The sequence below is a fragment of the Sulfitobacter albidus genome (assembly GCF_018200035.1).
Classification (GTDB): domain Bacteria; phylum Pseudomonadota; class Alphaproteobacteria; order Rhodobacterales; family Rhodobacteraceae; genus Sulfitobacter; species Sulfitobacter albidus.
On sequence record NZ_CP073581.1, the window covers coordinates 347,668 to 371,875 of the forward strand.

The 24,208-nt window shown below is 64.6% G+C and carries 14 protein-coding genes and 1 pseudogene; 3 read left to right on the forward strand and 12 right to left on the reverse strand.

Features of this window, described 5'->3' with window-relative positions; all coding sequences use genetic code 11:
- Positions 1-37 precede the first annotated feature (37 nt).
- The 7 genes and pseudogenes from KDD17_RS01640 to KDD17_RS01675 all read right to left on the reverse strand — a co-directional run.
- Positions 38-2,947, reverse strand: a pseudogene (locus tag KDD17_RS01640) (amino acid adenylation domain-containing protein); the annotation flags it as partial.
- On the reverse strand, positions 2,941-4,446 hold the full coding sequence (locus KDD17_RS01645) for a condensation domain-containing protein (RefSeq protein WP_212704990.1): 1,506 nt from the start codon (positions 4,444-4,446) through the stop codon (positions 2,941-2,943). The gene KDD17_RS01645 and the pseudogene KDD17_RS01640, both read right to left, overlap by 7 nt.
- Positions 4,443-4,655, reverse strand: coding sequence for a phosphopantetheine-binding protein (locus KDD17_RS01650; RefSeq protein WP_212704991.1), 213 nt, complete (start codon positions 4,653-4,655; stop codon positions 4,443-4,445). Before KDD17_RS01650 ends, KDD17_RS01645 begins: the two co-directional genes overlap by 4 nt.
- The gene (locus KDD17_RS01655; protein WP_212704992.1) at positions 4,574-10,759 is read right to left on the reverse strand and encodes a non-ribosomal peptide synthetase; all 6,186 of its coding nucleotides are present in this window, start codon (positions 10,757-10,759) and stop codon (positions 4,574-4,576) included. The genes KDD17_RS01650 and KDD17_RS01655 overlap by 82 nt, the downstream gene beginning before the upstream one ends.
- Positions 10,759-13,260, reverse strand: coding sequence for a non-ribosomal peptide synthetase (locus tag KDD17_RS01660; RefSeq protein ID WP_254796934.1), 2,502 nt, complete (start codon positions 13,258-13,260; stop codon positions 10,759-10,761). The genes KDD17_RS01655 and KDD17_RS01660 overlap by 1 nt, the downstream gene beginning before the upstream one ends.
- Positions 13,149-15,626 carry an AMP-binding protein gene (locus KDD17_RS18685; RefSeq protein WP_254796859.1) on the reverse strand — a complete coding sequence of 826 codons (2,478 nt, stop codon included), beginning with the start codon at positions 15,624-15,626 and terminating at the stop codon, positions 13,149-13,151. The genes KDD17_RS01660 and KDD17_RS18685 overlap by 112 nt, the downstream gene beginning before the upstream one ends.
- Positions 15,627-15,650: 24 nt before the next feature.
- Entirely contained in the window at positions 15,651-16,949 is a 1,299-nt protein-coding gene (locus KDD17_RS01675; protein ID WP_212704994.1) for a hypothetical protein, read from the reverse strand.
- 226 nt (positions 16,950-17,175) lie between these two features.
- On the opposite strand from KDD17_RS01675, the gene KDD17_RS01680 reads away from it, so the two are divergent.
- From KDD17_RS01680 to KDD17_RS01690, 3 genes are read left to right on the forward strand one after another with little or no spacing between them, the layout of a single operon-like run.
- Positions 17,176-18,426, forward strand: coding sequence for an MFS transporter (locus KDD17_RS01680; RefSeq protein WP_212704995.1), 1,251 nt, complete (start codon positions 17,176-17,178; stop codon positions 18,424-18,426).
- Positions 18,413-19,435, forward strand: a complete 1,023-nt coding sequence (locus KDD17_RS01685; protein WP_212704996.1) for a GSCFA domain-containing protein — start codon at positions 18,413-18,415, stop codon at positions 19,433-19,435. The genes KDD17_RS01680 and KDD17_RS01685 overlap by 14 nt, the downstream gene beginning before the upstream one ends.
- Positions 19,422-20,087, forward strand: a complete 666-nt coding sequence (locus KDD17_RS01690) for a hypothetical protein (protein WP_212704997.1) — start codon at positions 19,422-19,424, stop codon at positions 20,085-20,087. Before KDD17_RS01685 ends, KDD17_RS01690 begins: the two co-directional genes overlap by 14 nt.
- Here the strand turns inward: KDD17_RS01690 and KDD17_RS01695 are convergent.
- From KDD17_RS01695 to KDD17_RS01715, 5 genes are read right to left on the reverse strand one after another with little or no spacing between them, the layout of a single operon-like run.
- Positions 20,084-20,953 carry a TauD/TfdA dioxygenase family protein gene (locus KDD17_RS01695; protein ID WP_212704998.1) on the reverse strand — a complete coding sequence of 290 codons (870 nt, stop codon included), beginning with the start codon at positions 20,951-20,953 and terminating at the stop codon, positions 20,084-20,086. The two genes, KDD17_RS01690 and KDD17_RS01695, sit on opposite strands and share 4 nt — an antisense overlap.
- Positions 20,934-21,626 (reverse strand): hypothetical protein, encoded by a 693-nt coding sequence (locus tag KDD17_RS01700; RefSeq protein WP_212704999.1) that lies wholly within the window; start codon positions 21,624-21,626, stop codon positions 20,934-20,936. The genes KDD17_RS01695 and KDD17_RS01700 overlap by 20 nt, the downstream gene beginning before the upstream one ends.
- Positions 21,610-22,353 carry a 4'-phosphopantetheinyl transferase family protein gene (locus tag KDD17_RS01705; RefSeq protein WP_212705000.1) on the reverse strand — a complete coding sequence of 248 codons (744 nt, stop codon included), beginning with the start codon at positions 22,351-22,353 and terminating at the stop codon, positions 21,610-21,612. The genes KDD17_RS01700 and KDD17_RS01705 overlap by 17 nt, the downstream gene beginning before the upstream one ends.
- Positions 22,346-23,065, reverse strand: a complete 720-nt coding sequence (locus KDD17_RS01710) for a thioesterase II family protein (protein ID WP_212705001.1) — start codon at positions 23,063-23,065, stop codon at positions 22,346-22,348. The genes KDD17_RS01705 and KDD17_RS01710 overlap by 8 nt, the downstream gene beginning before the upstream one ends.
- A gap of 11 nt (positions 23,066-23,076) precedes the next feature.
- Complete coding sequence (locus KDD17_RS01715) at positions 23,077-24,195, reverse strand: M24 family metallopeptidase (RefSeq protein WP_212705002.1); 1,119 nt, start codon at positions 24,193-24,195, stop codon at positions 23,077-23,079.
- Between the last annotated feature and the right edge of the window lie 13 nt (positions 24,196-24,208).

Consider the following 24,208-nt stretch of genomic DNA (forward strand, 5'->3'; position numbering starts at 1 on the left):
CGGTCAGGGAGATCCGCTCCAACGCGCCTGCCGGATGCCGCACAAAACCGTCCAGAAGGGCGTCGAGATAGCGCAAAAACCGGTCCGCTGTTTCCGGCGCGAACAGCGATGTGGCGAATTGCAGGCTGCCGGTGATGCCAGTCTCGCTTTCCGAAACTTCCAGCAGCAGATCGTATTTCGCGTTCTGCTGGGGCATCTCGACCTCACTGAACGGCGCGGGGCCGGTCTGCGTCTGCTGGGCTGCGGCGGTCTCCCAGGCGAGCATGGTCTGGAAGAGCGGGCTGTGACTGCGCGCGCGGTGCGGATTGAGATGTTCGACCACGCGGGCAAAGGGCACATCCTTGTGCGTCTGCGCACGGGCAAGATCGGATGCCACCGCCCGCACAAGATCCTGCGGCGTGTCGGTATCCATTGGTGCCGAGCGGATCGCGAGCGTATTGACGAAATAGCCGATCATGGCGCGGGTTTCCGGCAGGCCACGATTGGCGTCTGGCACACCCGTGACAATATCTGCCTGGCCGGACAGACGCGCCATCAGATATTGCCACGCCGCCAGCATCACGACGAAAGAGGTGGTGCCGCAGCGCTGGGCGAGCGCGCGGATCGCCTGCGTACGCCCGGCGTCGATTGAAACCGCGCGGCGCGCGCCGGCAAAGTCCTGTTGGGCGGGCCGCGGGAAATCTGTCGGCAAATCAAGCAGAGCGGGCGCAGAGGCCAGCGTCTCGTTCCAGAACGCAAGCTGCGCCGCCTCGGTTTCGGGGTCCAGCCTGCTGTTGGCCCAATCGGCGTAATCGCCGAATTGCAGCGCAAGCGGGGGCAGATCGGCCCCGCCACCGCCGACAAAGGCGGTGTAGAGCGTTCGAAGCTCCTGCGCGAACAGATCAATTGACCAGCCGTCGGCAATGATGTGGTGAAAGGTGACAAACAGCACGTCATTGTCATCGCTCACCTGTGCCAGCGTTGCCCGCATGAGCGGCGGGTGCGACAGATCAAAGGCGCGGGTGCTTTCACGCGTGGCGATCTGGGTCAATTGATCGCGTGTTACGTCCTCATGCCCCAACAGAAATTCCACGTGGTCGGGGATGCGCAGCTGTGGCCGCCCGTCGGTTACAGCGAATCCGATGCGCAGGCTTTCGTGGCGATCCACCAGCATTTGCAGCGCGCGGGCGAGGGCCGGACGATCGGCGCTCTGGCTGAATTGCAGGCCAAAGGGCATGTTGTAGGCGACACTCTGGTTGGGATCCTGCGCCAGAAACCACAACGCTTCCTGCCCGGCGGTGGCGGGCAGCGTCGCAGTGCGCGCGCGTTTGCGCAGCGGCGCATGATGCGTGTCGGCGGCGGTCACGGCCCGGGCAAAGGCGTCAAGCGTCGGATGCGCAAAGATCAAGGCCCCATCGACCGCAAATCCCAGCGCATCACTGGCGGCAATGGCCATGCGCACGGCCAGCATCGAATGGCCGCCACGCTCGAAAAAATGGTCGTCGAGCCCGATGCGCGCGACCCCCAGCATCTCTTGCCAAAGGCGCGCCAGGGCCTGGGCCACAGGGTCTTGCGCCGGGCGGTAGACGGTATCGAAATCGGGGGCGGGCAGGGCGGCTGTGTCGATCTTGCCATTCTGCGTCAGGGGCAGCGCATCAAGCCCGACAATCACCGCCGGGCACATATACTCAGGCACCTGCTGCGCCAGCCCATCGCGCAGCGCCTTTGGATTCGTGGCTCCGGTGACGTAGCCAATCAGCTGATCGCCGTGTCGGGTCACATGGGCCTGCCGCGCCCCAAGCGTGCGCAGGCGTTGTTCAATCTCCTGAGGCTCGATCCGGTAGCCGCGTATCTTGATCTGCATATCGGCGCGACCAAGGAACTCGACATCTCCCGCCGCGTTGATGCGGCCCAGATCACCTGTGCGGAAAAAGGTCACGCCTGCGTTCGGCACAAAGGCCGCCGCGTTCAATGCGTCGTTGTTGACGTATCCGGCGGCGATGCACGGCCCGCCGATCCAGATCTCCCCAGTTTCGGATCCGCGCAGCGGTTGGCCCCCGGTATCGCGGATTTCCACGACCGATCCGGGCACGAAAGGGCGACCCAGCGGTAGGGGCCCGTCGGCAGGGGTACCGGTTTGGACGGGGAGCATCAGCGCATCGACCACGGTCTCGGTCAGACCGTAGGCGTGCAGCACAAGGCAATCCGGCGCTGCCAACGCACGTACCGCTTCGGCGCCATCGCGCGACCAGATGTCGGAGCCGCACAGGATCAGGCGGAACCCATCCAACACACCGCCCCGCGTCGAATGCTCCGCCACAAGCGCGTCGAGGACCGGTGGGGTGAAATCGCCCGCGTTTACGCTCCCTGTCTCGATCAGTGTGGCCAGGCGGCGCGGATCCAGTAGATCGGGCCTATGGCACAGCACCAGCCGCCCGCCGAAACACAGCGCGCGACACAAATCGGCGATTGCCACGTCAAAGGCGAAATTTGCCATTTGCAGGAACACGTGATCGCCGTCGAGGCGCAGGGTCTCGCCCCAGGCGGCGGTCATGGTTGCCAAGGCGCGATGCGCAACCTCGACGCCCTTGGGCGTGCCCGAGGACCCGGAGGTATAGATGACATAGGCCGCCCCGTCTGCGGCAGTGTCGGGCAGGGGGCTATCTGGCGAAGCCGGCAAATGCTCCAGCGCGAGCGTCGGAAGCGCGCATTCCACCGCGCCCGGTGCGGCGGTGATGAGGGCGCAGGCCGCGCTGTCGTGCAGGATGAAGGCGATCCGCTCGGCGGGGTTGTCTGGGTCGATCGGAACGAAGGCGGCCCCGGCTTTCCAAACGGCCAGAGCGGCGGCAAAGCAATCGGTGGATTTTGGCAGGCAGATCGCCACCCGTGCACCGGGCGTGACACCAAGACGGATCAGATGCCGGGCAATGCGCGTGGCGCGGTCATTCAGCGCGCCGTAGCTCACCACGTCCCCCCATCGACAAGGGCGGGGGCGTCTGGGGTGCGGGTGGCTTGCATTGCAAAACGTTCGGGCACCGGCGGTGCTGTCTCGGGCGATGAGGACCGGGGCAGGCTGATCCGGGCGGCGGGGCGCGCATCCCCCGATCCCGCCTGCGTCGTCACCAGTCGTTCGAGACCGGCGGTGAAATCCTGCGCAAAGGATGCCACGGTGTCGGCGTCAAAAAGGCATGTCGCGTATTCAAAGGCACAGCTGATGCCCGCCCCTTCCGCCACCAGGTCGAGTGTCAGATCCAGCTGCGCGGTTGTCTGGTGAACGCCGCGCGGGTGGGCGGGTAGATCGCCCAGCGACAAGGGAGCCGTCGCCGCGCGGGAGATCCACGAGAACATCGTCTGAAACAACGGGTGGTGCGCGGCACTGCGCGCGGGCTCAGACAGTTCGATCACCTGATTGATCGGTGTACCTGCGTGCGCGCGCGCGGTCAAAAAGCGGTCGTGCACATCCTTGACGAAAGCGATCCCGTCGGCTTGCGCCCTGTGATCAACCCGCAAGGCGAGCGTGTTCAAAAGTGGGCCGACCGTATGCGCCAGCGTCGCGGTATCGCGCTGGCTGACCGGTACGGAAGTCACGATATCGCGTTGGCCGCTTTGGTTCTGCAAAAAGATCACCCAGGCTGCCAGGGCGACCGCAAAAGGCGTGACGCCGCCTTTGGTGGCAAAGGCGGCGATGGCGTCGACCAGATCTGTGCCCAGATCAAAGCGGTGCACCGCCCCGGCATGGTCGATGAGCCGGGGCCGGGTGTCGCCTGCAGGGGTGGACAGCGGGGGCGATCCCGCCAGCGTGCGGCGCCAATATGCGTCATCCGACCCGGTCACAGCCTGATGTTGTGCGACATCAAGATACGCGGCGGTCGCCGCAGGCGCTGGCACAGGATCGTCCGCGACGAGGGCCGCGTAGATCTGCGTCAGATCGTGCCACAGGATATCGATGGAGGCATCGTCGGCAACCGTGTGGTGCAGACGGATCATCAGAGTATGCGCGTCCGGCGCGCGGGTCCACAGATGCGCCTGCGCGAGCGGGCCCTTTTGCAGGTCCATCGGGATCGCGGCCTGCCGGGTGAGTTCGGCCTGCACATCCGCGTGTTGGGACAGATGGCTGTGCGTCAGCGGAAAGGCGTTGGCCGGATCCGCGTGATCCACGACCAGCGTGTTATAGCGCATCTCGAACCGGGCGCAGAGAATTTCGTGGCGGTGCGCCAGATGCGCGAATGCGCGGGCCAGTGCGTCGGCGTCCACCTTACCCGATATGTCAAAGGCGGCGCGGATCACGTAGGCGGAGCCTGCCTGTTCGACCTGCGACAAAAGCCAGAACATCTTTTGCACCGGCGCGGCGGGAAACGGTCCGGCTCCGCGATCAATGATCGGTAAGCTCTGGGCCTCTTGCACCTCTCGCAACCGCGCGCGGGAGAACCGCTTGGGCGGTGTCGGTGTATCGTTGTTCTGGGTCATGCAGACGGGCCTGTCATTGGAACGCCAAGCAGTTGATGTTCGATATGGGCTGCCAGATCGGCAATGCTTGGATTGGCAAAGAGGACGCGCACGGGAACGTCCTCTTCGAGGATGGCGGAGACCGTCGTCATGATGCGAATCGCCAGAAGCGACTGTCCACCGAGGGCAAAAAAGTTCTGGTGCCGCCCGATCGGGCCACAGCGCAGCACATCCTGCCAGATCTCGGCGAGCGTTTCCTCAATCTCGCCTTCGGGGGCGCATCGTCTGGCAGGGTCGCAATGCGATGTGCGGCGTCGCTGAGCGCGCGGCGGTCGATCTTTCCGTTCGGGGTCCGCGGGAAAGGGCCGTGCGCGACGATCCGCGCGGGCATCATGTAATCAGGCAGGCGCGTTGCCAGATTTTCGCGCAATCGCTCGGGGGCCTCGGCATCGACAAAGGCCGTCAGTGTGTCGTCCGTAAGAACGCAGGCCGCCGTTGTCGCACCGGCGGCGCGCAGGGCGGTCTCGATTTCTCCCAACTCGATCCGGTGGCCGCGCAATTTGATCTGCGTGTCCGCGCGGCCGATAAAATGCAGGCTATCGTCCTGTGCCACCCGAACCAGATCGCCGGTCCGGTAAAGCCGTGTCGTCTCGTCTGCGTCGGTCACAAAAGCGGCGCGCGTGCGCTCCGGATCGTCAAGATAGCCCAGTGCCAGCGCCGCGCCGCCGATATGAAGCTCTCCGGTTTGACCGGGCGCCACCGGCCGTCCGCGATCATCGCGAACTGTCAGGAAGGTATTGGCCGCCGGCTGGCCAAGCGGCATGACCCCGCAAGTTGATGCGTCCGCAAGATCCATGGCGCTGGCCCAAATGGTTGCTTCGGTCGGCCCGTAGACTGCAAATATCCGGGCCTGCGGAAAGGACCGCCGGGCCGCACGCAAAAGATCTGCCGGCACGCTCTCCCCCCCGCAGTACACGCGGGTCACGGCGGAAAAGGTGCGGCCTCCCGCCGCGTCCAGAAAGGCCTGCAACATGCCCGGCACCATCTGCAGGACGTTGATGTGCTGTACGGCCACCAAATCGACGAGCGCCACCGCGCCGTCGTCCACCATCGACGGGCCGATCACGACGGTTGCACCAACGGCAAGCGGCGCGATCAGCTCGGTGATCGAGATGTCGAAACTCGGTGAGGTCACCTGCAACACCCGTGCGCCCGCCTCAAGTCCCAGATCGGTTTGCATCCAGTCGATGAAATTCGACAGGCTGGCGTGGCCGACCTGAACCCCTTTGGGCTGGCCGGTCGAGCCGGAGGTATAGATCACATAGGCGGCGTCCTGGACCCCTTCGCGGGGATCGTAATCCGCCGCTGCCGGTTGGTGGCGCGCGTGCGTGACATCGAACTGCGCCGCCGGGACATCGCCGAACCCATCCGCACAGATCACAAGCGCCGGACGCGCATCCGCGATGATCCGGTGGGTACGCGCCACAGGATACGCGGGATCGAGCGGCAGATAGACACAGTCGCGCAAAAGGCAGGCCAGCGCGGCGACGACCAGATCGGCAGAACGCGTCAGATGCACGCCGACCAGCATCTGCGGCCCGATGCCCAGATCCGCAAACGTTTCGCAAAGCGCGCGGGCGCGCGTCTCAAGCTGTCGGTAGCTCAGCGTGACCTCGCCGTCGCAAAGGACCGTCCGGTCGGGGTGGGTCCGTGCCATCGCCGTAAAGCGTTGGGCGACGGTGTCGGGGTGGGCTGGGCGCTGCGGCCCGCACAGCGTCGCGGCGGCGCTCTTGCGGGCGAGTAACGGCAGAGGGGCGGAAGGATCAGCGAGGCAGGCCGTGATCCAGTCCACAAACTCCGCCATCATCCGTTCGATGGTCGCGCGCGCGAAAAGGTCGGTAGCAAAGTTCCAGCTGAGCGCGATGTCATCCGCCGGACGGATGCCCAGCGTCAGATCAAATTTTGCCTCGGTCTCGCGCGGTTGAAGCGCCGCGAAATGCACGCCTGAGGCCTCGAAGGCATGGGCATCGCTGTTGTCGAGCTGGACCATGATCTGAAACAGCGGATGGTGGCTGAAACTGCGATGCGGGCAAAGCGCGCTGACAAGTTTTTCGAATGGCACCCCGTCGTGCGACAGATCGTTCTGCACATCACGCTGAACCCGCGCGACCAGCGTCGACAGGCTGTCAGCGGTGTCCAGTCGCATCCGCAAGGGCAGGGTATTGATGAAGCAGCCCATGGTGTTCTCCAGCTCAGGCCGCTGGCGATTGGCCACGGGGGTGCCCAGCACAAGATCGCTTTCGCCCGAAAGCAGCTGGAGATAACCCGCGAAAAGGGCAAGGATCGTCGCAAACTCGCTGCTGTCCACGCTGGAGGCGAAGGCGCGCAGGCCCTGCGACAGCGGTACGCTCAATCGTTGGACGATCGTTTCCCCCGCAAAACCCTGATCGGGCGGTCGGGGGTGGTCCAACGGGATCTGATGCACCACCGGCGCGCCCTCCAGCCGATCTTTCCAATAGCGCAGATCGTCTGCCATATCGTAGGTTTCGCGCTGCCACCGGGCGTAGGCCGCATAGCTTGGCGCGGGCGGGGCATCAAGGGTTGCGTGCGCCAGAAAGCTGCGCAGCTCCCGCACGAACAGCGCGAGGGACGCGCCGTCGAACGCGATGTGATGGAAGGCGAGGAACCATAGATGCCGGTCCGCGCCCAGCTTGACCAGATGCCCGCGCATCACCGGGCCGCGACGCAGATCGAATGGCGCGTCAAGACAGCTGCGTTCCGCTTGCGCGCGCGCCGCGTCCGCCGCCGCCTCCGCCAATGTGCTGGCGTCGGTATAGGCAAGCTGCGGCGCCTGTTGCCCGAGATCCTGAACGGGCGTGCCGTCCCCCGCGTCGTAGACGCATGCGAGAACGCGGTGCTTTGCGACCAGCGCGACCAGAAAAGCCTCTGCCGTGGCGCGGTCAAATCCCGCGCCGGTGACCTCGAAAATCAGCGGCACGGTATAGGAGGTGCCAGCGTTGCCGATCCGGTCAATCGTCCAGATCCGCTCCTGCGCGAAGGACAAGGGTGCGGGCAGGGAAGGCTCCTGCGCGATCACCGGCAGGTCCATCACCCGGGCGCGTTTGGCGGCCCCGATACGCTGCGCCAGATCGCCCACTGTGAGCGCGCCCACGACATCGCGCATGTTCAGGTCAGTGCCGCAGCTACGGTTGATCTGGTTGATCATCCGGATCGCCAAAAGCGAATGCCCGCCCAGTTCAAAAAAGCCCGTGTCGGTGTCGGTCACGGGCCGCTCCAAAAGGGTGGACCAGATCGCGCAGATTGTGCGCTCAAGCGCGGTTTCAGGCGCCCGGCCCTGCGACAGCACCGTCTGCGCCGTGGGCGCGGGGAGCGCGTTGCGATCAATCTTGCCGCTGGGGGTCAGGGGCATCCGGTCCAGCACGGTATAGCTGCCGGGCAGGTGGCTGCGCGGCACCCGTGCGGCCAGAAACCGGGCGAGCTGTGCACCAGCCTCTTTGCGGTCGAGGATGGTTTCCACGTAGGCTGCCAGACGGGCCAACGTCCCGTCAGCCCCGCTCAGGACAACCGTGGCGCGGATGACGCAGGGGTGCTGCTCAAGCGCGGTGGCGATCTCATCGAGTTCAAGCCGCACACCGTGGATCTTGACCTGGAAGTCCTCGCGGCCGATCATGCTGAACTGCCCATCGGGGGCCTGCCGGGCAATGTCACCCGTCGCGTAGCAGCGCCCGGCGGGCCCGTCCGAAAATCCCGGCTCTGGCCCCAGATAGCCCAGCCCGACCTGCGGCCCCGCGATCGTGATCTCGCCCCGGCACGCGGGCGGTACAGGATGGCCGTAGGGATCGACCAGCCGCACCCGGTTGCCGGGCAGCGCAACACCCAGACTGACCGGCACATCCGGCTGCATAAAGGCGCACAGGTTGAACACCGTCGCTTCAGTCGGGCCGTAGACGTTCAATAGACGCAGATCGTGCGCGCAGGTCAGCAGATCGTCCGACAGGTGCTGCGGCAGGGTCTCACCGCCGGTGATCAGGGTCATGCCGTCGCGTGGTCGCCAGCCCGCGTCCCGCAGGATCTGCCAGGTTGTCGGCGTGGCAAATAATGTGGAGATACCGAGCGCGTCCTGATCGCGCTGTAAAAAGGCCGCATCGCGCGCCCGTGCCGGATCCAGAAGCGCCAGCGACCCGCCCTGCGACAGGGCAAGGTAGATTTCCAGAATATGCGCGTCGAAGGTCAGCGTCGAGGCTACGGCAGCGCAGTCGCGCGGCCCGATGCCAAGGCGCCCCTGCGCCACGCTCAGAAAGTGGGCGAGCGCCCCATGCGGCAACGATACCCCCTTTGGGGTGCCCGTCGACCCGGAGGTGAAGAGCACGACCGCAGCACCCTCGCGCGGCCCTTCCACGGTTACGAAGGGGGCGTCGTCGGGCGCTGCTTCGATCACCGTCGCATCCGGCGGAAGCTGCCCCGCGACCACCGTGCCGATGGCGCAGTGGCATCCGGCGCGCGCGTACATCATTCGGCTGCGGTCCGACGGGATCGCGGGATCGAGGATCATGTAGGCGGCGCCGGTTTTCTGTACGGCAATGAGATGGGCAATCGTCTGCGCGAGCGGGCCGACGCAGACCGCAATGCAATCCCCGGCTGTAACGCCGTGGCGCAACAGGGCGGCGGCCATCGCGGTGGCCCGCGCATCGAGCGCGGCGTAGCTTTGCGTAACGACGGTGCCGTCCGGTTCGACCCATCTACAGGCGTCGGCCTGCGGAGACCGGGCGACCTGCGCCTCGAACATCTCGATGAAACACGGTGGCGGTGTCTCCGCGTGGAGCGCCTGCGCAGGTGTGGCCGTCGGGCCAAGGGAGATCTTTCCAAGCGCGGTCTCCGGCGCCGCAATCAGCCGCCGCAGGGTCGTTTCGAACGCCTCGGCGAAACCGGACATCGTGTCTGCGTCAAAAAGGGCATCGGAATAAACCCAATACGCCTCCAGCGGGCCATCCGCGTGTTTGACAAGGCTGCATTCGATGTCGAACGCCGCGCGCTGTCGCGGCAGGGGCAGTTTTTGTCCCCTGTGTCCGCCGAGGATCAAATGCTCGTCCCGCGACTCCTCGAACGAAAAGACGATCTGGTTGAGGGGGGTAAAGGCGGTCTCGCCTGCATAGCCCAGATCGCGGATCATCTCCTGGACGTCCAGATCCTGATGCTGCTGCGCCATCAGGTTCGTGCGGTGAACCTGCGCGAGAAGCTGGCGAAAGCTCAGTGCCGGATCAATCCGGTTGCGCAGTGGGAGGAAATTGGCAAAAAAACCGATCATACCGTCCAGCTGCGGCAGGCTGCGGCCTGACAGAGGTGTTCCGACAACGCAATCCTCGGTCCGCAGATAACGCGACAACTGAACATTGAAGGCGGCAAGATAGGCGGTAAACCGGCTGACCCCAACCCGGGCGGCGAGCGCCGACAGCCCGTCCTCCAGATCGGCGGGCAGGGTCTGGTGCAGCGCGGTGCCGCCAAAGTCGGCGACGGGGGGGCGGGGCCTGTCGGGCGGCAACCCGTTGAAAGAGGCCACACCGTCGAGCTGCGCGCGCCAGTAGTCGCGACTGGCCGGTGACCACCCTTGTCCGACCTCCGACAGCGCAAAATCGACGTAATGGAGCGGCAGCGGCGCGAGGTCCGCTTCCGGTTCTTCGTACAGCTGCACCAGCTCGGCAAAAAGCGCCCCGTAGGACGCGCCGTCAAAGGCGATGTGGTGGCAGGCGATATGCAGATGGCTTTCGTCCGCACCCTGCAGCAGGGCGACGTTCATAACCTGCCCGCTCGACAGATCGCAGCGCGCCTGTGCCCGCGCGTGCAGCCATTTCGCGGGCTCTACGTCCGCCTCAACCGACCAGATCAGGCAGCGTGCCGCCTCCTCGCAGATCTGCTGCGTCGGTACGCCGGTTTCATCGACAAAGAACCGGCTGCGCAGGACGGAATGGCGCGCGACGATCCGTTCAAACGCCGCCCGCAGGCGCGCGGGATCGAGCAGCGCGTCAAAGCGATAGGCGACCTGCATCACATAGGTCTCGCCGGTGTCGAAGGCGGCCCCCTGATAAAACACCCGTGCCTGATTGGGCGTCAGCGGAGCACGGTCACGCCCCGACGGCGTCAGGGTGGGCACGCGCTGGGCCGTCAGGAGTGCGATCAGCGCTTCCTTGTTGCGCTTGATCTGCGCGCTTAACGCCGCGGAGGGCGGGGCGTCACGCGCGCGGAATTTCAGCCTGTCGTCCTCGACGTAAAGCTGCACGCCTTCGGCCTGCGCCTCTCTGAGGATGTCATGCACCATCAGAATTCACCTTCGGCGGCAAAGCCATCCGTCGGCCCCGACGTTGCCGACGCGATCAGGTCAATCCTGTCGGCCAGCCCTTCGACGGTGCCCGCCTCAAAGAAATCGGTGATCTGAAGGACGATCCCGAACGCTGTCTGAATCTCCGCGATCAACCGCATCGCCAGCAGCGAATGACCACCGACGGAAAAGAAATCCTGCGTCACGCCGATATCACTGACCGGCAGCAGATCGCGCCACATCCCCAGCAGGCGCGTTTCTGTTTCGGTGCGCGGAGCGACACGTTCGGCGGGCGCGGCCACGGGTGACGGCAAGGCACGGGTATCGACCTTGCCCTGATCGGTCAGCGGCATGCGCGCGAGGATGATGACCGCGTTGGGCCGCATATACGCAGGGAGGCTGCGTTTGAGACCATTTTTCAGAAGCCGCGACAGTTTGGCATCCGACGGGCTGTCCGCCGTGGTGGGGGCCGCGCGGGTGACATAGGCGAACAGCGCGCCCGCGTGTACGGCCACCGCTGCCTGCGCCACCTGCGCATTGCTTTGCAGCGCGGTGGTGATTTCGGCCGGGGCGATGCGATAGCCCCTCAGGCTGATCTCATCGTCGATGCGCCCTAGAAAGCTCAGCTGCCCATCGGCCTGCCAGCGGACCAGATCGCCGGTGCGGTAGTATCGGTTGCCATCCGCCAGGGTTACAAAGGCGCGTTCGGTTTCCTCAGGCAGGTTGAGGTATCCCCGCGCGACGCCCGTGCCACCGATCAGCAGCTCGCCCGGCCCGCCCGGCGGGCAGGGCCGGTCACCGTCCATCACGCGCGCTGTCGCGGCAAGCTTCGGGCGGCCGATGGGCGGCGGGCTGCGCAGATCGGCGGGGATCTCAAAGGACGTTGCGTCGATGGTGGTCTCCGTCGGGCCATAGAGGTTGAAAAATCGGGCCGGAAATCCCGCGGGCACCTCGATGGGCCCCAGACGGTCACCGCCGACGGCAAGGACCCTGAGCGAGGGGGGCCAGGCGAGACCGGCGGCAAAGGCCTGCTCGAACAGGCCGGTAGGAAAGACGGCTGCGGTGACGCCATGATGCGTCATGATCTGCGCGAGGGTCGGCAGAGTGTCCCGCTCCGCATCGCTGACAAGGACAATGGTCGCGCCCGCCAACAGGCTTGGCCAGATCTCTCCGTGGTAGGCGTCAAACCCGACGTAGGACAGCGACAGCGTGGTTGCGGTCTCGTCCAGCGCCAGCAGATCCATCAGGTGCAGACATTCATCCGCGAGCCCTTTTGCATCGACCATCACCCCCTTGGGCCGCCCGGTGGAGCCGGAAGTGTAGGTGACATAGGCAAGGTGGTCGCGCGATGCGGGCCTGTCCGGCAGGGCGGCATCCGAAAGAGCCAGACCATCGAGGGACACTGTCTCACACCGGGTATCAACGCGCCTGTCCGTGCCGCTTGTGATCAGGAGTGCGGGCGCGCAGTCGCGCAGGATTTCCGCCAGCCGCGCGTCGGGCAGATCCGGGTCGAGGCAGATGATCGTCGCCCTGAGTTTCATGACCGCCACCATGGCGGTGATCTGCGCCACGCTGCGCGGCGCAAGTACGGCGATTTTTGCGTTTGGTGCGATCCGGTCGGCCAAATGCGCCGCCAGTGCGGAGGTTTGCACGTCGAGGTCGCGGTAGCTCAGACTGTCGCCGCCCGATTTCAGCGCAATACGCTCGCCAAACCCCGCCAGACGTTGGGCAAGCGCTGTCGCGAAATCGACCTGCTCGAACGGGTGCCCGGCGGCGGGCGTGGGCCCGGTTTCCCACTGCGCCATTCGCGCGTTCTGCGCTGGGGTTAGCACCGACACCGACCCAAGCGGCGCCGAGCCGTCCGCGCAGAACGCCACAAAAAGCTTGCGGAAACTGGCAACAAAATCCTCGATCTCTCGGCGCTCGTAAATGTCGCTGCGGTATTCCCAAAGAAACGAGACCCGGTCGTCGTGGGTAAAGTGGCTGTCGCGGTTCACCACAAGGCAATCAAGATCAAATTTTGACGTGTTCGAGATCACAGTTTCGTCCTTGCGCCAGCTGAAACCGTCCACATCGGCCACCGGGATGGGTGCGTCATGAAAGCCCAGCAAGACGTTGAACAAGGGGTTTTGGCCGTTCATCCGCTCGGGATTGAGCGCCTCGACAAGGGTGCCAAAGGGCAGTTCCTGATGGGCATAGGCACCGTCAACCACGGCCTGCGTCGCCTTTGCGTGCGCGTCGAGCGTTTGCGCCCCGTCGATGTGCTGGCGCAAGACGATGGTGTTGACCAGCATGCCCAGAATATCGGGCGCGCCACGCCAGTCGCGGTTGGCAAAGGGCGCGCCGATAACCACATCGGTCTGCCCGGAATACTGCCACAAGACCACGTTCAGCACGGCGGTGGTAAAGGCAAAGGGCGTGATCCCCAGGCGCGCGCAGGCGGCCTCGCACGCGCTCCACTCCGCACGCGAAAAATCGAGCCGTACGTGCCCCCGGCAAATCCCGGCGCCGTGGACGCCTTGCCAAAGATCGCGACGGATTGCGGGGCGCCGTCCAGTTGGTCGCGCCAATAGTCAATCTGCGCCTGTGCTGCGGGGGAGGTCAGCCACGCCTGCTGCGTGAGCAGAAAGTCGGAATATTGCGCGGGCTGCGGCAGTGTGTAGTCAAAGGCGGGGTCGACGCGTTTATGATACCGGTTCAGCAGTTCTGCGGTGAACGCCGAGCCGCCCCAGCCGTCGTGTACGATGTGGTGTTCCTGGTGAATGAAGGCGTGCTCCGTCTCGCCAAAACTGACCAGCGCAAAATTGGCAAGCGGCAGCTTTCCGAGGTCCGGGATGCCAGGAAGGTGTTTGTCGATGATATCCTGCAGAACCGTCTCGCGGTCTTCGGGGGCGGTCCCGGCTGCATCGATGCGGGGAAACGAGACCGCATGCGCCGGGTGGATGCGCTGCACCGGTACGCCCGCGCGATCGTGGAATGTGGTGCGGTAGATTTCGTGGGCATCGAACAGATCCTGCAAGGCATCGTGCAGCGCGTCTATGTCGAGAGGGCCGCTGAAATGATGGACCGCCTCGGCAAGATACGCTTTGCTTTGCGGGTCTTGCCGGTGCAGATACCACGCGGTGTTTTGCTGGACCGACAGGGGCAGTTCGTCACCGCTGCGCTGATGGCGCATGATCTCGATCGGGGCGTCGCGGCCCTCGTCCAGCAGCGCGCGCAGCCCCGCAATTGTGGGGGCGGCGCGGAAATCCTTGACCGCAACGTGCCGTCCGGTTTGCGCCTCAAGCGCCGACAAAAGCCGCATTGCGCCGATCGAATTGCCGCCTTCGTGAAAGAAATTTGCCGTCTCGTCACAGTCGGGCCTGCGCAATTCGGCCAGAAAGGCCGCGCGGGCCGGATCGTCGCCGAGGTGCGCGTTCGGCTGCCCGAGTGCCTCCAGCAGCGCGTTGCGGTCGATTTTTTGATTGCGGGTCAGCGGCAGGCGCGGCAGCACGGTGAAAACGGAGGGCATATGCCCCGCCGGAAACGTATCTGAGATCGCCGTGCGGGCGGCAGCCTCGACCGTCTTGGGCGCGCCTTGTGACGCCACGAAGGCGGCCAGAAATTTCTGACCGTCCGGCCCCGGACAGGCAAGAACGGCGGCGGCCTCAATACCTGCGACAGCCACGAGGGTGCTTTCCAGTGCCAGTGTCTCGATCCGGGTGCCGTTCACCTTGGCCTGAAAATCGAAACGTCCGGCAAAGCGCAGCGCCCCTGTTTGCGGGTCCTGCCGAACGCGGTCGCCCGAATGATACCAGACAGACCCTTCTGCATCGGGCCGAAACCGCGCGCTGGTCTGCGCTGCGTTCTGGATATAGCCGGTGGCGATCCCGGGCCCGCCGATCAACAGTTCACGATCCTCCTTGCCGCCGATACGGACCCGCACATGATCCAGCGGGGTGCCCAGATCGACGGGCGCGCCCGGTGTGACGCGGTGCAGGCTGGTACAGATCGCGCCCTCTGTCGGCCCGTAGCCGTTGAAGGTGGGATAGATCGCAGCCCAGTCGTGGAACACCCGCTCCTCAAGTGTATCTCCCACGAATATGATCGCTTGCAGCGCGTAGCTTTTGCGCAGCGGCAGATAGGGGGCAACGGCGGCGGGCAGGATAAGATGCGTGACGGCGGCGGTCTCAAGTTCCTGCGCGAGCGTTTCCGGCTCGACCCGCGCGGCGGCGGAAACGATGTTCAGGGTCGCCCGGTGCACGAAGGCGAGCAGGAATTCCAGAACGCTGGCATCGAATGACAGCCCGGCGTATTGCGCGACAACCGAACCCGCGCCGACCTGCGTGCGCGCGCCAAAGCTGCGTGTCGCCGCGATCAGGGCCGCAAGCTCAAGCACGACCCCCTTGGGGGTGCCGGTGGTGCCGGAGGTGAACAGGACAAACCCCGGCGCGCCCGCGCGTGGCTGGTCAAGCGGTCGCGCCGCACGCGCTTCGGCAAGCGTGTCAAAGGCATGGGCAGGACACTCAAACGCATCCGTCGGCGCATCGGTGAGCACAAGTGTGCAACCGGCCGTTGCAAATGCGCGGCGTTGGTAGGCCAGCGGATAGGACGTGTCGATGGGTACGCATTTGCCGCCCGCCAGCAGGATAGCCAGCATCGCGACAAAGGCATCCGGCCCGCGCGTCATCGCGACCCCGATATGCGGCGCCTCCCCGCAGCGCGTGTGGAGCGCGGCGGCAAGCGTGCGCGCCTGCGTAAGAAGCGCGTCGTATGTCAGCGCCCCTTGCGCGCATTGAAGGGCGATGCGGTCGGCGGGCGCATCCGACGCGCGCAGCAGCTGTGCAACTTCGGCGCTGTCCGGCAGTGTGTCCTGTGTCGTTCCCATCATTCCCCCGTTCTGCGCTTGCCGTCAGCTTGCGATGCGCCTGATCAACCCGACGCTGGCCTGTCGTGCGGCATTGGCGACACCGCCGCCGATGACAGCCTGCCGCACCACGCCGCCGCACAGCTGACCCTCAATTTGAAAAACGCCCAGGACTTGCGGCGCATCGCTTTCGATCCACGTCCCGTCCGGCATCATCGACAGCGACGGTGCGCGGTCGCCGTCAACGCGCCGCTGCAGCACGCACATACCGAAAAGCCCCGCGGGGTCCGCTGCCTGCACAAGCAGATCGTCCCAAGTATCCTGCGCGATTTCCCAGCCGCAGAACACAGCGGTGCCTCCGTAGCCGAGGGCGGATTTCAGCACGTGCTGATCTTTGGGCAGGCGGGACAGCGCCGCCACCGTGCCTGTCCGCACGATCTGCGTTTTCGGGATCGCCGCGCGGACCACCTCGCAAATCGCTGGGCCGATCATGCGGCCGTCCGCTGCCTCGTGCAGAAGCGCCAGGCAGGCTTTGCTCATGTACAGATCGCACAGAAGGCTGATGCCACGATGCAGCGTCCCGCGCGCGCAGTGCGACAGATAGGCGTCATAGCTGTGATCGCTGCGCGCCGCGATGTCGCGCAGGGTGAAAAGCTCAAACGCCACGTGGGGTTTGTCGGCGCCGTCGAGGACGTGATCCAGATCGGTATGGGCGATGGCGCTGACCTCTTGGCCCAGATGCCGCGCCATCATCGCGGCGGCGGCATTGGCGGTCAGCGGGCTTTGCGCAAAATGATCGGCATCGTCGAGCACCACCATCTGCCAGGTGTCGGGGGGGCCAAAACGGCGAATGAAGCTTTCGGCGATGGCCTCGCCCGCCGATTTCCAGCGATCACAGACCGGCCCGCCGGGCAGCGGAAGCGCGTCGTAGACCGCATGCATGTCCTCGCTGGGAAGTCCGCCAAGCGCGCCACCGAAGTTCGCCTCGAACGCGAACCACTGTCCGTTTTTCTGGCAAAGATCCCACCGGCAGGGCAAAAGCGCGTCGTCGGGGGCGGCAAGCAAATCGGTGATTGCCGCGCCCTCGAAACCGACGGCTTTGGCAAAGGCCGCGATGTCGCCGTCGAACATCGTCTCGGGCAGGCGCAGCAGCGCATTGAGCAGGGTTGCATAAATCTCCGCTTGCCGTGCGATTGTTTGGCGGGAGACCATGCATGGGGTGACCTGAAGCGGGTAATCTGTCCGCAAAAGCCGCGCACCAAGCCCGGCGTTGCGCAGGTCGGCGGCATGTCGTTCGGCGTCGTCGGATAGCTCGAAGAAGTCGAACCAGCTTTCGAGATCCACGATTCCCTATCCTTATTAACGCTGCGGTTGAAAGTCCGCCCGGTTTTGTACACGTTTTAGCAGGGCGAAATAATATTTGTACTGTTTTCTAAAAAATTATACTAAGTTCGGCAACAATTGTCTGGCGTCTCGTCTTGCGCCGCCACAGCGTGGCGCATCGTGACGGGCTCTGCGAAAATTGGATCAACGCCGCGCTGCGAATGCCGCAAGACGCGAAGGGGGCAGCGTGCAGACAGGGGCGACGTCGCAAGGGAATGTGCTGTCGGTTCTGCGGTCGCTCAGCCCGCGCGCCCGGCTTTTCCTCTGGGCGATGGCGCTGACACGGCTGACCGGTTTCATGGTCTTTCCCTTTCTGACCGTCATTCTGTCGCAGCAGTTGGGCGCCAGTATCGTCGAGATCGGATCGCTGTTCACGGTGGCCGCATTTGTTGGGCTGGGCACCTCGCCGGTTGCGGGGTTTATCGCGGATCGCATCTCCAAGAAGTTTCTGATGCAGCTTGGTGTGGGGCTTACCATCGCGAGCCTTCTTGCAATGGGCCTGATCCGGGAGATTTCCGTCTACTACGGCGCAATCATTCTAATGTCGGTCGCGGGCGGCATGCTGGAGCCCTTGTTGCGCTCGACCTTGGGCGAGTTGGCCGAGACCGATGCGCAGCGTCCAGCGTTGTTTCATCTGCGCTATTACATGGTCAATATCGCGGGCGCGATCGGCCCGGTCCTGGGCCTGTGGTTTATCCAGACGCAAAGCCCGGCGGTCTTTTTTATCGCTGCGGCAAGTTTTGTCTTTCTGGCGGGCGTGATCCACTTCAAACAACCGAAACTGCCGACGCCTGCAGACCCCTTGAACGCGCCGGTGCGGCGCAACATCTGGGTCAGTGTGCTGGGTCACCGGATGTTCGTGGCGCTGTTTGTGGCGAATTTTCTGCTGGTGTTCATCTACGCGCAGACCGATGAGCCGCTGACGTTCCATATGATCGACCGAGGCGTGCCGGACATCGCCGGGATCGTGACGGTGCTCACCGTGACCAATACGGTGGTGGTTCTGGTGCTGCATGGCCTCTTCATGAACAGGATCATGGCGATGGGTGAGGGGCTTGCGTTTCGGGTGGCGATTGGCTGCCTGTGCCTTTCGCTGGTCCTGATCGCGGCAAATGGGGCGCATCTGCTTTGGATCTGGATTGCGGCGATCGCCATCTCGACGCTGGGAGAGATCATCGCGATGCCGATGTTCCTGACCATCGTTGACCGGATCGCCCCGGCAGAGAACCGCAACGCGTATTTCGGGATCTACATGCTGTCCAACACGGGCGGCGCGCTGGCCCCGTTTCTGGCGGCCAGCCTGATTACCGGCTTTGGCGGGACGACCCTGTTTATCGGCGCGGCGCTGTGTTGCATACCATTGGCCGTGGTAGGCGCCATCGCGCTGCGGCACACGACCCAAACCCCCGAGACGGAGAGCACAGATGCACCCCTATGAGGATCTTCGCGCAACCGCATTCTGGAAACCCGGCGTTGCCGAACCAGAGGGCGGCGAGATTGCGGATCTGTGGATCCCGCGTTTCGAGATTCACCGCGGTGACGCCATCGTGACGGCGGGATCGTGTTTCGCCCAGAACCTCGGCCGTGCGCTGCGCAATAACAACATGAATTGGCTGGTGACAGAGACACCGCCAAAAGGCTTGCCACGCTCTTTGCATGCGGCGAATGGCTACGGGCTGTTCAGTTTTCGTACCGGCAACATCTATTCGCCGGTGCTGTTGCACCAGTGGCTGGTCTGGGCGTTCGATCCGGCGCGCATCAGCGACGAGGTCTGGCAGGATGGGGGGCGGTTTTTCGATCCCTTCCGCCCCTCGGTCCGCAGTACCGGGTTCGACAGCGCCGAGGAGGTCATCGCCTCGCGCGCGGCCACCGCCCGCGCGGTGCGCGAGGCCGTGCTACAGGCCAAGGTGTTCATCTACACCCCCGGTCTGACCGAAACCTGGGTGAATACCCAAAGCCGCGAGATCTATCCCGCCTGTCCGGGGACGGTCTGCGGGCTCTTCGATCCGGCGATGCACCGCTGCGTGAACGTCGGTTTTCAGGCGGGCAAGGACGCGCTTGTCAAAGCCTTCGAGATCATGAAAACCCACAATCCCGAAATCAAATTGCTGCTGACGGTCTCCCCGGTGCCGATCACCGCCACGGTGACGGGATCGCATGTCCTGCAAGCCAGCACCTACACAAAATCGGTTCTGCGCGCCTTGGTGGGGGAGTTCGTCGCCGCCACCCCGGACACGGATTATTTTCCGTCCTACGATCTGGTCTCTGCCGCCATGCTGCCCGAGAGCTATTTCGACGAGAACCGGCGCACAATCACACCGCAGGGGGTCGAAAAAGTCATGCAAAAGTTCTTTGAGGGTCTGGGGCACGCGGGCCGGATCGTACCCACGGGGCAGGGGGAGATCGTCTGCGAGGACGAGATCCTGAGCTTTTATGGCAAATCCTGAGTTTATCCTGCTGGGCGATTCCCACGCGACAGCCATCGGTCTGGCCGCGCGTGAGGCCGGGCTTGCCTTTGCCGGCGGGCCGCTGGCGTCGGGGCGGGATTTCTACGTGCCTTTTTGCGAGGATGCGGGGGGAAAGCTCCGGTTTCTCGACGGTGAGATGGAGGCGCTGCACGCGGAGCTTTGTGCCGAGGTGGCGGCGCAGACCCTGCTGCACAGTAATCTGCCGATCCTGTGCACGGTCGGCTCCGGCTTTCACGTCGCTGCAACGACCGCGCTTTGGAGCGACTTTATCTCCCCTGATGGCCAGCTTGATGCAGGGTTCATCGAGAGCGCACTTTTTGCCGAAATTTGTGACGAGATGTTCGACCCGGCGATGCAGTTCTACCGGATGCTGCGCGAGGCTGGGTGCGCCGTGCAGGTAGCACTGCCGCCCCAACGCTGCCCAGAGACATCGGATGCGCCGATCATGATCGCCTTTCAGGCGCGCGCGCAGGCCCGTCTACACGAGCTTGGATGCGGCATCATCGACACGCGCGCGACCACCGCCCCCGACGGCACGCAGGATCCGGCCTTTTGCAAAGCGGCTGATCCGGTGCATGGCAACGTGGCTTTTGGTGCCGAAATTCTCCGGGCGGCTGGGTATCTGGCCTAGAGATAGGGGCGTTCGCCGACAAGCGTGACCCGCTCCCCCGCGCGCGCGTGCGGGTAGTAGTCCCAGATGGCGCGGTGCTGGGTGCAACGGTTGTCCCAAAACACGACCGTACCGGGCTTCCACTGCACGCGGCAGCTAAGCGCGACTTCGAATTCGACAAAGCGGAACAGCATGTCGAGGATCGCCCGGCTCTCGAAATCCGACAGTTGCAGGATCCGCGTGGTAAAGCCGGGATTGACGTAAAGCATCTTGCGCCCCGTATCAGGGTGTTTTGCAACGACGGGGTGCACGATACGCGGCAGGTTCGGCGGGGCCTCGAACCCCGCCCAGGGTACGGATGCGTCGTGCACGGCCGTCATCCCATCCAGCAGCTCTTTCATCCCCGGTGACAGCATTTCGTAGGCGAGGTGCATGTTGGCAAACACGGTATCGCCGCCGCAGCCGATCTCGGGCGTTTTGTGAATGTGCAGCATTTGCGCCCAGGCAGGCTCCTCCGAGGCGGTCCCGTCCGTGTGCCAGACCTCACCGGCCACGAATTGCGACGCCTCGGAGGCCTGGATCAGCACGATTTCCGGGTCGTCGCCGTCGATATCCTCGACGGCCATTTTGCGCAGCGTGCCGAAATTGCGCGCAAAGGCTTTCTGGCTTTCGGGATCGATCCGCTGGTCGCGAAACACGAGCACGTGAAACTCCGTCAGGGCCTTGCGAATTTCGGCGACCTGTTCGGGCGGCACGGGTTGGGACATATCCACGCCGGAGACCTCGCATCCCGTGATCGGGTTAAAGCGTTTCACCCCGATGGTGCTATACTCGGATTTCTTGTCGGTGGCGAATTTACGGATGGCTTCAAGGCTGCTTTGGTCCACTGTCTTCTCCTGATGGCGCGTCATTGTCATGGGCGGCAAATGCCGCAAAAAGTTCTCGCTTGAGGTCGCTGGCGAGGGTCGCCTGGTCCGTGGGTCCCTGTGCCAGGGCGTTTGCGGTCAGAATGCCGCGCATGAAACTGCCCGGATAGCACGCGGCCCACGCGGCCACATCTGCCCGTTGAAACGCCGCGAGCATGCGCGCGGCGCGCGGGCGGTCCGTGCCCCGTGCCGCAATCCGCTGCATCATTTCGCAACTGCTCTGCGCATAGATTTCCGCATAGTTTTCGGCGTTATCGAAGTGTTCGGTGATCATCATGGCGTTTTCGGCGGCGAAATCGAGCGCGCTTTGGTGCATGGCGTCAAAATAGGCGTCAAAGGGAAAGCTCATGCGCAGCTGCGTGTCGATCAGCTGTTGCAGGGCGGTCGGGTCGGCGTCGGGTCCGGTGATTGCCTCGGCGGTTACGGGTGCCGGAACCCTCTCGCCCCGCAGACGCGCATTGGCGCGGATAAGCGGCACCAACGCCCGCGCGACCCAATGCGCGACCGGAGCGAACCCTTGTTTCAGGGTGCCTCCGGCAGGGGCGGGCAGCGCCGGATCGGCCTGAAATTCATCCTCAAGGATGCGGAGAACCTGCGCGGTCCATTCGGCGTGGGGATCAGACGCAGGGGGCATCACAGGGCTCGTCTGCTAAGGACCGTGTAGCGGAACGCGATGGCGGAGTGTCTGGCGACAGAAAATGCACATGTGCCACATCCGACGCGGTCGCCAGCGCGCCGGGGAGCGCGCCATCCGACTGCGGGAAATCCCACAGCCGCAGCTGCGGCACGCCGGTCGCGTGAGCATCCGCGTCGTGCGTATCGGCACGGGTGTCGATGGTGTGCAAATCATCGACAAGCCCCGTGCCACGCGCCTTCAATAGCGCCTCCTTGCGGACCCAGCAGCGCAGGAACGCAAGCGTTCTCTGCTCAGGCGCATGGCGGGCGATCCACCGTATCTCGTTGGGATGACAGACACGCGCGATGAGGGCCGCGTCCTGCACTGCCCGCGCGCGGTCCTCTATGTCGACACCGACAGCGCGGCTTGGATGCACCGCCACGGCGATCGTGTCGGCGGTGTGGGAGATGTTGAAATGCGTAGCCCCCGGAACCCTGATCTTGCCCGCCGGAGCGGTCGTGAACTCGGTACAGGGCAGATCCAGGAAATAGCGGACCAGCCCGCGCCCGAGTGCATGCAGACGCCGCTGCTGCGGCACGCGAACCCTGTCAAAGCGGGCGCGCTCGGCGTTTGTGAGCATTGGCTCGAACCCGTGCAGCTGCGCGAGGGTAGCGCTGAAAACGATGGCATGGCCGCGTGTCATCTCTGCGTGCAGCCGCTCTTTTGTGCGGCCCAGCTCAGACATCGCAGGCAGCCTTGAGCAGGTGTGGCGCAGACAGGAACGCCGCCAGTTGCCCCGCCATTTGCAGCGTGGGCCGTTCGTGCAGATCATGCGTGCCGGGCACGACATTCAGATCAAATCCGGCGGTCGTGATGGACCGCCATCCGTGCATCGTATCGGGCGGAACAAGCGGATCCTGCGCACCGGCAAAAGCGAGGATCGGCGCGGCCACGGTGGCCTGCGTATCGGGGCGGTAGGCGTTGCACATGCGAAAATCGGCGCGCAACGTGGGCAGGATCATCTCCAGAAGCTCTGGATATTGCGCCACTTCCGCAAAGACCGGATTCACGCCGACGATATCGTCGACCAGCGTGTCGGGGTCGTTCAATTCGGGCAGCTTTCGCAGGCGCGCGGGCATTGGCGTGCTCAACACGACGATGCCGTCCGGGCCGGTCCCCTGCCTTTCAAAGCGGCGAGCGATCTCATGGGCCATCCAGCCTCCCATGCTGGACCCCATGCAATAGAAAGGCCCGTCCACAAGAGGGGCGATTTCCGCGAATGTCCGGTCGCAGAGCGTCGCAAAATCCGTGGCGGGCACCTCGTCGAGGCGATTACCCCTTCCCGGCAGGCTTACCGGGTGGATCCGGCCACCGGCACCGATCAGCGGCTGCCATGCCATGAAACAGGCGGCATCCGCGCCCGCCTGCGGAAAGCAGAATATCTGCGGATTGCGCACCCCGCCGCCGCTCAGCCCCGGACGGGCAACTGCGGCACGGTGCGCGCCATGCCTGACAGGGGTTCGGCCCGGTCGGCGTGCAGGTAGACGACATCCTCAAGCCGGATGCCGAATGCATCCTTGAGGTAGATCCCCGGCTCAATGGAAAAAACATTGCCCTGCGCCAGCGGAGTCGTGGAATTGGCGGCGATATAGGGCGGCTCGTGCACATCGACGCCTAATCCGTGGCCAGTACGATGCGAAAACGCCGCGCCATAGCCCGCGTCGGTGATGACCTGCCGGGCGGCATGATCGACGGCGCTGCACAGGGTATCGGGTCGCGCGGCGGCCTGCGCCGCCTGCACGGCGCGTTCGACCACTTCCGCAACTTGGGTAAATTCTGGCGCGGGCGTCTCCCCGTACCACGCACAACGGGTCATGTCCGAGGGGTAGCCATTCAGACGACAGCCCGTGTCGATCAACACCGCCATCTCTGGGACGAGGGTGTCGTTGCCGGGATGGTGGTGCGGAAAGGCGCTGTTGGCGCCAAACGCTACGATACAGAAGGCAGGTTCGGCTCCGTTCGCCTTGTAGTGGGCGACGATGAGATCGCGCAGCGCGATCTCGGACATGCCTGTGCGCAGGGCGCCGAATGCCATGTCGAACGCGGTGTCATTCAACCGCGCGCTCTCGCGCAGGAGCCTGTGCTCCTCGGCGTCCTTTTCAGCGCGCAGGGCGCCGACGGTGTCGTCGGTAAATCGGTGGTGCACCGGTTGGGTGAGATGATCGAGCAGCAGAAACGAAAAATCCGTCCGCATCATCTCGTCCAGCACCACGCGCAGGCCCGCGCCTGTGGCATTGACCGCAGTCAACAGCTCTTTGAGCGCGGCCTGTGGCCCGTCCGCATCGCTCCACGTAAAGAACGGCACGTCGGCGCATTGGGCGCGGGCGGCATCGGCGTTCAACAGCGGCATCAAGACCCCCGCATGATCGGCGGTCACCAGTGCCATGACGGGGCGCTCATCGCCGTGCGGGTTCAGGCCCAGCAGCCATTGCATATGGCTTCCCGGTCCGACTGCGACCAGATCGGTATCGGTCTCCGCCATGCGCGCGCGCAGCCGCGACAGCCTGTTTCCCGCGATATCACTCATATAAAACCTCCCC